Origin of the sequence: Ruegeria sp., from assembly GCF_028066395.1 — a bacterium.
Taxonomy (GTDB): domain Bacteria; phylum Pseudomonadota; class Alphaproteobacteria; order Rhodobacterales; family Rhodobacteraceae; genus Ruegeria.
Window position 1 is genome coordinate 31102 of sequence record NZ_JALCBM010000037.1, and the last position, 12217, is coordinate 43318.

Sequence of the window (12217 nt, forward strand, 5' to 3'; positions counted from 1 at the left end):
CAGAACCGTTTCAATCGACCGCCTCGCGCATCCATTGCTGCAATCGCTGGATCGAGTGTTCCGACATCACACCGCAGGCCGGGTCCAGCACCAGCGGACCCGGACGATAGCCCTTGGACTTCAACCCGCGATGCACGGATTCCACCAGCCGGATATCTTCTTCGACCGTGGTCTGCCGGTCCTGTATCGCAAGCCCACGGATCACGTCGCTTTCACAACCACCTTCGGTGTACCAGCCACGCCAGACGGTGCAGGTATCCACCGAATTCGCCCGCCAGTGATAGGTGTTCAGCACGTTGCCGGGATAACACTGGAACGAGAACATCGGCCACAGGAACCAGCTTTGGTAATCCCCGGCATGAGGATTGCTGTCCAGATCGATGGGATAGGTCATCTTGTCGAGGCTCTGACACTCGGTCGTGTGACGCAGGACATAGCCGCCGCCCGCATCGGGCTGAATGTCATAGGTCTCGGGCTTGACCACACCTTCAGCAAATGTCGGGTGGTTCGTGGGGCAGTGATAGCATTCCGAGTAATTCTCGATCGACACCTTCCAGTTGCAGTTCTCGGGGATTTCGACCCATTCCAGCGGGGCCAGATCAGTGATCTGAGGCACGAATTCGGCAATCTCGTCCCGCACGCCGGGGAACCAGTCGTCCATCGGCGCGGCATCATTGTCGAGATTGACGAAGATGAAACCCAGAAAATCCTCGGTTCGCACCTCGGTCAGGCAGATCTTTTCGCGGTCAAAACCGGGGACCTTCTTGATGTTCGGCCCGGCGCGCAGCCCGCCGGTCAATTCATAGGTCCATTGGTGGTACGGGCATACCACGACGCGGGTGTTGCCTGTGCCGGTCACCATCTCATGCGCGCGGTGCTGGCACACGTTGTAGAAGGTGCGGATCACATGGTCGCGGCCGCGGATCGCAAACAGGTTCTGACCCGCGATCTCGAACGCGAAATAGTCCCCCACGTTCGGAATATCCGCCGCATGCCCGGCATATTGCCAGGTCCGCGCCAGCAGCCCGTTCATCTCATTCTCGAAGATCCCCGGATCGGTATAGTAGCGCGCCTCAAGCGAGCGGATCGGTTCGGCGTTCATGACAGATCCTCCTGATAGAGACCCAGCTGATGACGGCGTTCGTGGAATTTCTCGACCCGTTCGACGATTTCATCGCTGGACACCGCAACTACGAAGCTGAGCAGCGTTTCCAGCAGCGCGATTGTCGATACCGAGGACGGAAAGAATTGCGGCGTATCGACCGAGACGACAAACCGGTGCTGCGCCGACAGGATCACCGGGCTGGCCGGACTGTCCGAGATGCCGATCACCACCAGACCCTGCTTGCGGGCGATCTCGACGGCCTCGACCACTTCTGTCCGGTAGGGGCTGCAGGTGATAGCGATCAGCACATCGCGCCCATCGGCCCAGGCCAGATCGTCGGTCGCGGTGGACCCGGGCCGGGGAATGGCGTGAAACTCGGTCATGCCGGTGCGCGCCAGATAGGTAAAGTTCGAGGCGTTCGAGTTGTTGACCCCCACCCCCAGGGTATAAACCGACCGCGCGCCCCAGATCGCCTCGGCGGCCGCCTGCAACTGATCGGCCCCGATCCCGGCAAAAGTTTCCTCGATATTGCGCATGGCCGAGCTGAGCAGGTCGGCATAAAGCTCTCCCATATCGCCCGAGCGTCGGATGCCCTGCAACCAGCGCGCGCGGTCGGGGAAAGACACTGCCCCCCGGCGGATCGCGTCGCGGAAGGGTTCGCGGAAGTCCTCGTACCCCTCAAACCCCACCTGCCGGGCCATACGCACCACTGTGTTGGGCTTGACGCGGGCGGCCTCGGCAATCTCGCGCACGGTAGAGACACCGACCTCGCGCGGGTTTTCCAGAACGTAGCGCGCCGCCTTCTGCGCCTCGGGCGTCAGCAGCTTCAACTCGTCCGACAGACGCCCCAGAACGGCGCTTGAAACATTTGTGCCAGTCATCGTCTCATCCGGTATGTACATTTATACCCTTTGTTGTTGACATTGGTACATTCGTATCACTAGCGTGTCCATCGAATTCTGCGACTCTGGAACGGGAAAATCTGCGATGTCCAAGAAGGAACTGCCAGCACGGGCAAAGGTCGTTATCGTCGGCGGAGGCGTCATGGGTTGCGGCCTGGCCTATCATCTGGGCCACGAAGGCTGGGGGCCGGACACAGTGCTGCTGGAAAAGGCCGAACTGACCAGCGGATCGACCTGGCACGCGGCGGGGCAAATCACCCATTCCACCAGCTCTTACGGACTGGGCAAGATGGTGGATTACAATATCGGGCTCTATTCCAAGACGCTGGAAGAAGAGACCGGCCAAGCCGTGACATGGCATGGCTGCGGGTCGTTCCGGCTGGCCTATACCGAGGATGAGATGGACTGGCTGCGCCACACCCTGTCGGTCGGGCGGGCGCTGGGGTTCAATATCGAACTGGTCGGGCCGGAATTTATCGCCGAAAAGCACCCGTTCTATAATCTCGACGGTGTGCTGGGCGCGCTATACACCCCCGATGACGGCCATGTGGACCCGTCAAACGTGACCATGGCCATGGCGACGGGCGCGCGCCAGAAAGGTGTGCAAATCTTCCGCCGCTGCCGCGCCACCAACATCACCCAAAACGCCGCCGGCGAGTGGGTGGTCGAGACCGAACTGGGCACCATCATCTGTGAACATGTCGTCAACGCGGGCGGCACCTATGCCCGTCAGATGGGCGAATGGTCCGGGCTGCAATTGCCGATGACCTCGATGACGCACCATTATTTCGTGACCGAGGATGTGCCGGAGTTCAAATCGCTGGACACCGAACTGCCGGTGGTGCGCGATGACAAGCTGGTGTCCGGCTATATCCGCATGGAGCAGAAAAAGGGCCTGATCGGGATTTACGAGAAAGAGGATTCGAACTCGGTCTGGCATGACGAATGCCCGTGGGAATACGAGAACTGGCTGTTCGAGGCCGACTATGATCGCGTCATGCCATGGCTGGAAAACGCGCTGGGGCGGATGCCGATCTTTGCCGATCTTGGCATCACGCGCGAGGTGCATGGGGCGATCAGCCACCCGCCCGATGGCAACCCGATGGTGGGTCCCGCACCGGGCGTCAGGAATTACTGGTGCTGCTGCGGCACCCAGATCGGCATCGGCTGGGGGCCGGGCCTGACCCGCGAACTGGCGAAATGGATGGTGCATGGCGCAGCCGACATCAACATGCGCGACTATGACCCGCGCCGGTTCGGCAGCTACGCGCAGAAGGACTGGCAGGTGATCAAGGCGCATGAGGATTACAAGCTGCGCCACGAAATCCCCTTCCCGCATTTCAACCGTCTGGCGGGCCGCCCGATCAAACCCTCACCGCTCTATGATATCCTCAAGGACAAGGGCGCGGTGTATGAGGAGGTCTTTGGCCACGAACGCCCCCGCTGGTTCGCCCGCGACGGGGTGGAACAGCGCGACCATTACTCGTTCCGCCGCAACGAGGTGTTCGACATGGTGGCCCACGAATGCAAGGCCGTGCGCGAGCGCGTCGGCATCATGGACGTCACCGCCTTTACCAAGGTCGAGGTCTCGGGGCCTGACGCCCATACCCTGCTGGACCGGCTGACGGCTAACAGGATGCCGCAAAAGGATGGCTCGATCACCCTGACCCATATGCTGAACCGCCGGGGCCGGATCGAGTTGGAGACCACCATCGTGCGTATGGCTGCCGACCGGTATTATCTTGTTTGTGCAGCGTTTTTCGAACAGCGGCTGATGGATCATCTGGCGCATAACCGCGATGGCGAAGACGTCACCATCACGTCACTGTCCGAGGATTGGGCGGCCCTGTCCCTCAACGGCCCGAAATCGCGCGATGTGCTGGCGCAATGCACCGATGCCGACCTGACCAATGCCGGGTTCCGCTGGCTTTCGGCGCAGGAAATTACCGTGGCCGGGCATCAGGTCTGGGCCTTCCGCATGTCCTATGCCGGGGAACTTGGATGGGAGCTTCACATGCCCGACGCCGCCTGCATCGATGTCTACAACGCGCTCTGGGCGGCGGGTCAGGCGCATGGGATCGAAAACTACGGCTCTTTCGCGATGAATAGCCTGCGGATGGAAAAAGCCTTCCCCGGCGCAGGGGAACTGACCAATGAGGTCACCCTGCCCGAGGCGAATGTCGGGCGGTTCATCCGGCTCGACAAGGATTATCTGGGGGCCGAGGCCACCCGCGCCAGCGCAGCCCGTGCCGAAGCAGGCGATCTGCCCTGGATCTGCGCCTATCTGGAGATTGAGCCGGACGGGGTCGAAGACGGCCATGGTGGCGAGGCCATTCGTCTGAATGGCGAGGTCGTCGGAGCCACGGCCTCGGTGGCGTATGGGCATGCGGTCGGCAAAATCCTCGCCTTTGCTTACATCAAACCCCACGCCAACGTGCCGGGGACCGAGGTCGAGGTTATCATCGCAGGCAAACCCCGCAAGGGACGCATTCTGGGTGAGGCGGCATATGATCCGACCTCGGACCGCCCGCGCACCGATGTGGCGCTGCATCCGGCCTAATCTCGGAAGGAGGGCCGGGATGATCCCGCAGATGATGAAAGCCGTTGTTCTGACCGGCCATGGCGGGCTGGACAAGCTGGTCCATACCGACATGCCCACGCCCCAGCCAGATGCCGAAGAGGTGCTGATCAAGGTCGGGGCCTGCGGGTTGAACAATACCGATATCAACACCCGCACGGCGTGGTATTCCAAATCCGTCGATGCCGTGCTTGGCAGCGGGGCGGCCGGTGGGTTCGATCAGGCGGATGCCGAGGACGGCAGCTGGGGCAGCGGATCGCTGGACTTCCCTGTCATTCAGGGCGCGGATGTCGCCGGAGAGATCGTTGCCGTTGGTGAAGGTGTGGACCCAGCGCGGGTTGGCCAGCGGGTTATGATCGACCCGTGGCTGTTGGGACATGGCGACTGGCTGAACCCCGAAAACTCGGGCTATTTCGGGTCCGAGAGCCACGGGGGCTTTGCCGAATACACCAAGGTGCGCGCAGCCAATGCTGTGGCCATAAACAGCCCGCTCAGCGATGCGGAACTAGCTACTTTCCCCTGCGCCTATACGACCGCCGAGAACCTGATCCAGCGCACCGCGCCACGTCCCGGTGAGATCGTGGTGATCACCGGCGCATCGGGCGGGGTCGGCTCGGCCGCCATTCAATTATGCCGGTTGCGCGGCTGCAAGGTCATCGCCGTTGCCAGCACCTCCAAGGCGGCGCTGCTACAGGACCTCGGCGCGGCGAAAGTCATCGACCGCAACGCGCCCGACCTTGAGGCCGCCATTCGCGACGCTGCCCAAGGACCGGTGGATATCGCGCTGGATGTGGTGGGCGCGCCGATGTTCATGCCGCTGATCAACGCGCTGCGGCAGGGCGGGCGCTATTCGACCTCGGGCTGCATCGCCGGGCAGATGGCCCAGTTCGACCTGCGCCAGCTTGTTTACAAGGACCTGCAACTGACAGGTGCCACCATCTGCCCGCCCGGCACCATGCAGCGCGTCGTAGGCATGATCGAGACCGGCGCGCTGAAACCGCTGCTGGCCGCCACCTATCCGCTGCGCGATCTGGCCGCCGCGCAAGAGGCCTTTATGGCCAAAACCCACGTCGGCAATATCGTCGTCGCGCCCTGAAGGACTGCCGGAATGAAGATCACCCGCATCACCGTTTATCATCAGGATTTGCCGCTAGCCCACCCCTACTGGCTGTCCGGCGGGCGGCTGAAGTTTGAGGTTCTGGATGCCACCTTCGTGCGTATCGACACGGATGAGGGGCTTGTCGGCTGGGGCGAAGGCACGCCCTGGGGGCATACCTATGTGCCAGCCCACGGGCCGGGCATCCGGGCAGGGATCGAGACGATGGCCCCATTTGTATTGGGACTGGACCCGCGCAAGGTGCTGGATGTCGAACGGGCCATGGATCTGGCGCTGCCGGGGCATCTTTATGCGAAATCCCCCATCGATATGGCCTGTTGGGACATTGCCGGTCAGGCCGCAGGCCTGCCGATTGCCGATCTGATGGGTGGGGGCTCGCGCACTCCAAAGCCGATAGCCTCATCTGTTGGGGCCAAGACCGCGCAGGAAACCCGCGAGGTCATGGAACGCTATCGCCAGCGGGGGTACGTCGCGCATTCCGTGAAGATCGGCGGCGATGTCGAGCGGGATATCGCCCGTATCCGCGACGTCGAGTCGATCCGGCAACCCGGTGAAATCGTGCTCTATGACGTGAACCGGGGCTGGACGCGGCAGCAGGCGCTGCGGGTCATGCGGGCAACCGAAGACCTGCGCGTGATGTTCGAACAGCCCGGGGAAACGCTTGACGACATTGCGGCCATTTCGGGCAAACACGCGGCCCCGGTCAGCGTGGATGAAAGCCTTGTGACCTTGCAGGATGCCACACGGATTGCGCGGGACGGGATTGCCGAGGTCTTTGGCATCAAGCTGAACCGCGTGGGCGGGCTGACCAAGGCGGCGCGGATGCGAGATGTGGCGCTTGCGCATGGGATCGACATGTTTGTGATGGCCACGGGCGGCTCGGTGCTGGCCGATACCGAGGCGCTGCATCTGGCGGCCACTATCCCGGATGTGAACTGCCACGCGGTCTGGGCCTGTCAGGACATGCTGACGCTGGATATCGCGGGCGGACGTGGGCCGCGCAATATCAACGGGCATCTGCATCTGCCCGAAACACCCGGGCTGGGCGTGCATCCTGATGAGGGTGCCTTGGGCGCGCCCGTTGCAAGCTATGAGGTTTCCGCATGAAAATCACCCGTATCACGGCGTGGGAAGTCCCGCTGACCAGCCACGAAACCTATTACATGGCCGCGGGCAAGACGTGCGACACCACCCTGTCGGTGATCCTGCGGCTGGACACCGACACCGGCCTGTCCGGGTGGGGAGAGGTCTGCCCCATCCCCCACTACCTGCCCGCCTATGCCAAAGGCGTGATCCCCGCGCTGGAGGAACTGACCCCGGTGCTGATTGGCGCCGATCCGGTTGGGCCCGAGGCTTTGATGGAGCGTCTGAACAGGTATCTGATCGGCCACGATTACGCCAAATCCGCCATCGACACCGCGCTGTGGGATCTGACTGCGCAGGCCGCCGACCTGCCGCTTTATGCGCTGCTGGGCGGGCGGGCGGTGCCCGACATGCCCCTTTATCATTCGATTACCTGCGTTGCGCCGGAGGAGATGGCGCGCATGGCACGTGACGCCTTTGATCAGGGGATGCGGCAGTTTCAGGTCAAGCTGGGGGCCGACAACAACTGGCAGGCAGATGCGGAACGCCTGACCCGCGTGCGCGAGGCTGTGGGCGATGGGCCGCTGGTCTACGGCGACTGGAATTGCGGCAGCGACGCGCTGACCGCCACCCGGGTGGGCCGCGCGGTGGCGCATCTGGATGTCATGCTGGAACAGCCCTGCCCCACAATCGATGAATGCGCTCATGTCCACGCCGCCACCGGCTTGCCGATGAAACTGGACGAAAGCGCCCATGATGTCGCCTCGATCCTGGCCGGACATCAGGCCGGGTGCATGGATGCGGTGGCACTGAAACTTTCGAAAATGGGCGGGCTGTCGGCGATGCGCCGCACCCGCGATCTGTGTCTGTCGCTGGGCACGCAGATGTGTATCGAGGACACCTGGGGCAGCGACGTGACCACCGCCGCGTTGTTGCATCTGGCCGCAGCGACGCCCGAACGCGGGATCATGAACACCTGCGATCTGTCCCACTATGTCGGCCCGCGTCTGGTTGCCAAAGCACCCGAACGCCGCAACGGCCGCATCGCCCCACCCGAAGGCCCCGGGCTGGGCGTGACACCCGATCCCGACGCCCTGGGCCAGCCCCGGGCCATTCTCGACTGACGAGCGCCTTAGCCAACGGACCAGAACCATGGATGACCTCTCGAACACCTATCCCGCCCACGATCCCGATTGGGTGCAGGAGATGCACGCCAACCATTATCTGCAAAGCTGGTCGAAGCAGGGGGCAAAGCCACCGGTCATCACCGGCGCAAGCGGGTCGTGGTTCTGGGACAGCGACGGCAAACGATATCTGGATTTCCAGTCGCAGCTGGTGAATGCCAATCTGGGCCACCAACATCCTAAGATCGTGCAGGCGATCAAGGATCAGGCGGACCGGCTGTGCTATATCGGCCCGGCGATGGGCTCGGACGTGCGCTCGGAACTGGCGGCGATCATGGCCGAGATCACACCGCCCAACATCACCTCGACCTTTTTCACCTCCGGTGGAGCGGCGGCGAATGAAACCGCGATCCGGCTGGCGCGGCATTATACCGGGCGGTCCAAGATCATCGCGCGATATCGCAGCTATCACGGCGCCACCGGCGGGGCGCTGTCGCTGACCGGTGACCCGCGCCACCACCTGACCCGCGGCGACATGCCCGGCGTGGTGCGGATGCTGGACCCGTACCTCTATCGCCTGCCCACCGGTCATACCGATCCGGCCAAATGCCCGGTGGCCCAAGGCGGCCCGCATCTGGAAGAGATCCTGATGTACGAAAACCCCAACACCGTGGCAGCGGTCATTCTTGAGCCCATCGTCGGCACCAACGGCATCCTCGTGCCGCCCGATGGCTATCTACAATCAATCCGCGAGACCTGCGACAAATACGGTATCCTGCTGATCGCGGATGAGGTGATGGCAGGCTTTGGCCGCACCGGCAAATGGTTCGCCGTCGATCACTGGGGGGTGCAGCCAGATATCATCACCTCGGCCAAGGGGATCAACTCGGGCTATGTGCCGCTGGGTACCATGTCGGTCAGCTCCGCGCTGCATGACTGGCTGCGCGACACACCGCTGCCCGGCGGACTGACCTATGCCGGGCACCCGCTGGCCTGCGCCTCGGGCATCGCCGCGATACGTGCGATGCAGGAGGAAGGCACGCTGGCCCATGCCACCACGATGGGTGAGAGGATGCGGGCCGAATTGCACCGGCTGGCGAACAAGCACCCCTCGATCGGAGACATTCGCGGCAAGGGCATGTTCAACGGGATCGAACTGGTCAAGAACCGCGACACCCGCGAGCCTTTGGTGCCCTTTGCCGCCAAAGGGGCCGAGGCCAAGCCGATGACCGATATGATGGGATTTGCGATGAATGAGGGGCTGTACCTGTCCTTCTTCTCGAACGTCATCCGCCTGACCCCACCTCTGAACATCAGCGAGGCGGACATGATGACCGGGCTGGACATCCTCGACCGCACGCTGGAGATCGCCGACCGCGAGTGCAACTGAGCTCTACTGGCCCGGCAGGTTCTCTAGCAGGGCCAGACATTTTCGCGCCATCGGGTTCTGCTGGCCAAAGCGGGTCAGCTTGGCAAACACCTTGGTGTTGCGTGAATACCAGTCGACCGGCATCTCGACCAACTCACCCCGGCTTAGATAAGAGTCGATAAAACTGCGCCACCCCAGCCCAAGACCCGCACCCATGGACGCGGCTTCCAGCAGGTAGACATAGCTGTCGAACTCATCCGACACCTGCCAGTCGGCGAATTCGGGATGCGCGGTTTTCCAATCCGCCCAATCCATCCAGCCGTAATTGTCCTTTTGCAGCTTCAGCAAGGGCGGCGCAGTGCCTTTACCAGACAGGGCCTGCATGGCCTGTGCGATCATCGCCGGTGTGCCCACAGGTTTGATCTGCTCATCACAGACCACCACATGATCCGCATCCGGCGCGGTGGCGGAATATTCAAAAACGATATCCCCGCCGGTCTCAATCGCTGCCTGCACCAGATTGTAGCCCGATGTCATGATCCGCAGCTCAACCTCACGGCCCAAAGCCTGCCGGATGCGGCCATAGCGCGGCATCAGCAGCAGATGTGAAACCGAATGCGAACAGACCAAAGTCACTCGGTTGTCCGCCTGTTGCAGCCCCTGCACCGCGCTTTGCAGGGCGTCGAACCCTTGTATAACCGCCGCGTAGAACTGGCTGCCCTTTGGCGTCAAGCAAATGGGGGTCCGATCGCGATGGAAAAGTTCAACCCCAAAGCGGATTTCCAGATTGCGGATATGACGGCTGATCGCGGGTTGCGAGGTGTTCAACTCCTCTGCAGCCCGCGCAAACCCCTGCAACCGCGCCGCCGCCTCGAACGCGGTCAACGAACTGAGCGAGGGGAGGGTATACTTGCGATCTGCCATATCGAAATTGATATGAAGACAAGCACCTAAAAGCAATGGAAAGCGGCACCGATCCTGCCATCTTTGACGCAACAAGGACAGCACGGGGCACGCCATGAAGGATTATGTCAAACCAACGAAATGGGCGAACCCCAAGGTCAAGCTGTTCCCGCATCAGGTCGGCCTGACCTGTCCGCCCCATGATTTCGACGCCGCCCCTTCGGACCTGCTGCGCATGTCCCCGCGCAGCGTCGGTGTGCATGGGTGGATGCTGCATGTGCCGGACTATGCCCACCGGCTGGACCAGCGCAAAAAGAACTTTGGCATGCTTGAGGATTTTCTGGAATGCATGGCCAACAATGGCGCCGATGTCTGCGGGCAGGTCGGCTCGAACTGGGTGCATGCCAGTGGTCTGGGCGTCGAAGGCATCCGCCAGCATTGCGAAATGCTGAGCGACAAATACGAAACCCCCTTCCACATGGCAGGCTACGCGATGGTCGAAGCGCTGCGCGAAATCGGCGCAGAGAAAGTTGCCCTGAACGCCTGCTATCACCGCGACAGCTGGTATCAGGGCACGGTCGGTTTCCTGAAAGAGGCTGGGTTCGACGTGGTCTGGGCCGGAAACTTTCACGATCAGGGCTGGTTTCCCACTCAGGCCGAGGTCGATGACTGCATCTGGTGTTTTGACGAGGATCTGATCTGGAAATCCTTCGACTACACCGCCGAACAAGCCCCCAATGTGGACGCCTATCTGATCAACGGCATGAGCAACTATCGCCGCGAATCCGATGGGATCGCCCAACGCCCGGTGCATTACGAGGCCGCACTGGAGGAGCGTCTGGGCACCCCGGTCATCGGCCATGACACCGCGCTTTACTGGCGCATTTTCAAGACACTGGGGATTGCCCCGGAAACGCAACAGGGCAGCTTGCTGTCCGCACTGAAAGGCTAAACCATGCACCGCATCGTCGCGCTTTGGGCCGTCCCCCGTTCCACCTCGACCGCATTTGAATGGATGATGCGGCAACGAGGTGACTTGGACTGTCTGCACGAACCCTTTGGCGAGGCCTGGTATCAGGGCGAAGACCCCCTGTGGCCCCGATTCAAGGAAGGTGAGAAAACCACGTCCGGCCTGACTTTGGAAAGCGTCTGGGACGACATCAAGGCCCGCGCCGAAAAAGGCCCGGTCTTTATCAAGGATTTCCCCCATTACATCAACCACATGTGGGATGCCGAGTTCCTGTCGCATTTCACCCACGCCTTCCTGATCCGTGATCCGGCCAAGACGATCACGTCCATGTACAACAAATGGCCGGATTTCGATGAGCTTGAGGTCGGCTTTCCCGAACAACGCGCCCTGTTCGATCTGCTGACCGCACTGAACGGCACGCCGCCCCCGGTGATCGACAGCGACGACCTTCTGGAAGATCCCCACGCGGCGACCGAAGCCTTCTGCGAAGCGGTCGGCATCCCGTTCCTCGAAGACGCGCTTAGCTGGGAACCGGGCGGCGACCCGTCCGCCCACAGTTGGTGGGATGGCGGATCATTCCACGCCAACCTGGCGCAATCCACCGGCCTGACACCGCAAAAACGCAAATACGTGGAGTTGGAAAACACCCCCGAACGCGTCCGCCGCGTCCACCGCCGCATGAAGCCGCATTATGACCATCTGTTCCGGCACCGCGTTCGGGTGGTCTGCCCTATTTCTTAGTTGGAAGTGTCGCGTTTTTGTGCCGCTCCAAGTGCTCGTTTAGGCCACCTTTCGTTCAAAAGCGACAGGACTTTTCCAACCCAATGCTGAATGCCGTCAACGCGGATTGTAAAGGCCGTTGATGTACTGGAAAGTGGCCAATTCGACCTCTCGGCGTGTTGGCCACGATCCTCGCCAGATCAGCCGTAGGCGAAAACCGTCTGTTATCTGATCTTCATGGATCTCGTGCGGGCATCCTAGAGATGGCCATACAGGAGAAAGCCAAACCACAACTGACAGATCAGGCGATTGCACAGCAGAAAGCGGTGATTGACGGATCCAAAAA

10 protein-coding genes are annotated in these 12217 nt (G+C 61.8%); 7 read left to right on the top strand and 3 right to left on the bottom strand.

Annotation, left to right across the window (positions count from 1 at the left end; all coding sequences use genetic code 11):
• Nucleotides 1-10: 10 nt before the first annotated feature.
• Together MPJ51_RS12715 and MPJ51_RS12720 are read right to left on the bottom strand one after the other, a co-directional pair.
• Complete coding sequence (locus MPJ51_RS12715; protein ID WP_298387183.1) at nt 11-1102, bottom strand: aromatic ring-hydroxylating dioxygenase subunit alpha; 1092 nt, start codon at nt 1100-1102, stop codon at nt 11-13.
• Nucleotides 1099-1986 carry a MurR/RpiR family transcriptional regulator gene (locus tag MPJ51_RS12720; protein ID WP_298387186.1) on the bottom strand — a complete coding sequence of 296 codons (888 nt, stop codon included), beginning with the start codon at nt 1984-1986 and terminating at the stop codon, nt 1099-1101. The genes MPJ51_RS12715 and MPJ51_RS12720 overlap by 4 nt, the downstream gene beginning before the upstream one ends.
• Nucleotides 1987-2092: 106 nt before the next feature.
• On the opposite strand from MPJ51_RS12720, the gene MPJ51_RS12725 reads away from it, so the two are divergent.
• Genes MPJ51_RS12725 through MPJ51_RS12745 form a run of 5 tightly spaced genes read left to right on the top strand, consistent with a single transcriptional unit; the run spans nt 2093 to nt 9299 of the window.
• Nucleotides 2093-4567 (top strand): FAD-dependent oxidoreductase, encoded by a 2475-nt coding sequence (locus MPJ51_RS12725; RefSeq protein ID WP_298387189.1) that lies wholly within the window; start codon nt 2093-2095, stop codon nt 4565-4567.
• Nucleotides 4568-4586: 19 nt separating this feature from the next.
• The gene (locus tag MPJ51_RS12730) at nt 4587-5681 is read left to right on the top strand and encodes an alcohol dehydrogenase family protein (protein ID WP_298387191.1); all 1095 of its coding nucleotides are present in this window, start codon (nt 4587-4589) and stop codon (nt 5679-5681) included.
• Nucleotides 5682-5693: 12 nt separating this feature from the next.
• Nucleotides 5694-6809 (top strand): enolase C-terminal domain-like protein, encoded by a 1116-nt coding sequence (locus MPJ51_RS12735; RefSeq protein ID WP_298387194.1) that lies wholly within the window; start codon nt 5694-5696, stop codon nt 6807-6809.
• Entirely contained in the window at nt 6806-7909 is a 1104-nt protein-coding gene (locus tag MPJ51_RS12740) for a mandelate racemase/muconate lactonizing enzyme family protein (RefSeq protein ID WP_298387197.1), read from the top strand. The genes MPJ51_RS12735 and MPJ51_RS12740 overlap by 4 nt, the downstream gene beginning before the upstream one ends.
• A gap of 28 nt (nt 7910-7937) precedes the next feature.
• Nucleotides 7938-9299: an aminotransferase class III-fold pyridoxal phosphate-dependent enzyme gene (locus MPJ51_RS12745; RefSeq protein WP_298387200.1), complete on the top strand. Its 1362-nt coding sequence runs from the start codon at nt 7938-7940 to the stop codon at nt 9297-9299.
• Nucleotides 9300-9302: 3 nt separating this feature from the next.
• Here the strand turns inward: MPJ51_RS12745 and MPJ51_RS12750 are convergent, their stop codons facing one another.
• The gene (locus MPJ51_RS12750) at nt 9303-10202 is read right to left on the bottom strand and encodes a LysR family transcriptional regulator (RefSeq protein WP_298387203.1); all 900 of its coding nucleotides are present in this window, start codon (nt 10200-10202) and stop codon (nt 9303-9305) included.
• Between the two features lie 94 nt (nt 10203-10296).
• Between MPJ51_RS12750 and MPJ51_RS12755 the strand changes: the two genes are divergently transcribed.
• Nucleotides 10297-11133, top strand: a complete 837-nt coding sequence (locus MPJ51_RS12755) for a hypothetical protein (protein WP_298387205.1) — start codon at nt 10297-10299, stop codon at nt 11131-11133.
• A gap of 3 nt (nt 11134-11136) precedes the next feature.
• Entirely contained in the window at nt 11137-11892 is a 756-nt protein-coding gene (locus MPJ51_RS12760) for a sulfotransferase family protein (RefSeq protein WP_298387207.1), read from the top strand.
• Nucleotides 11893-12217 lie beyond the last annotated feature (325 nt).

Coding starts and splice junctions, on each gene's coding strand:
- MPJ51_RS12725 (WP_298387189.1), top strand. CDS start 2,093: ATGTCCAAGAAGGAACTGCCAGCACGGGCAAAGGTCGTTATCGTCGGC.
- MPJ51_RS12735 (WP_298387194.1), top strand. CDS start 5,694: ATGAAGATCACCCGCATCACCGTTTATCATCAGGATTTGCCGCTAGCC.
- MPJ51_RS12715 (WP_298387183.1), bottom strand. CDS start 1,102: ATGAACGCCGAACCGATCCGCTCGCTTGAGGCGCGCTACTATACCGAT.
- MPJ51_RS12740 (WP_298387197.1), top strand. CDS start 6,806: ATGAAAATCACCCGTATCACGGCGTGGGAAGTCCCGCTGACCAGCCAC.
- MPJ51_RS12720 (WP_298387186.1), bottom strand. CDS start 1,986: ATGACTGGCACAAATGTTTCAAGCGCCGTTCTGGGGCGTCTGTCGGAC.
- MPJ51_RS12750 (WP_298387203.1), bottom strand. CDS start 10,202: ATGGCAGATCGCAAGTATACCCTCCCCTCGCTCAGTTCGTTGACCGCG.
- MPJ51_RS12760 (WP_298387207.1), top strand. CDS start 11,137: ATGCACCGCATCGTCGCGCTTTGGGCCGTCCCCCGTTCCACCTCGACC.
- MPJ51_RS12730 (WP_298387191.1), top strand. CDS start 4,587: ATGATCCCGCAGATGATGAAAGCCGTTGTTCTGACCGGCCATGGCGGG.
- MPJ51_RS12745 (WP_298387200.1), top strand. CDS start 7,938: ATGGATGACCTCTCGAACACCTATCCCGCCCACGATCCCGATTGGGTG.
- MPJ51_RS12755 (WP_298387205.1), top strand. CDS start 10,297: ATGAAGGATTATGTCAAACCAACGAAATGGGCGAACCCCAAGGTCAAG.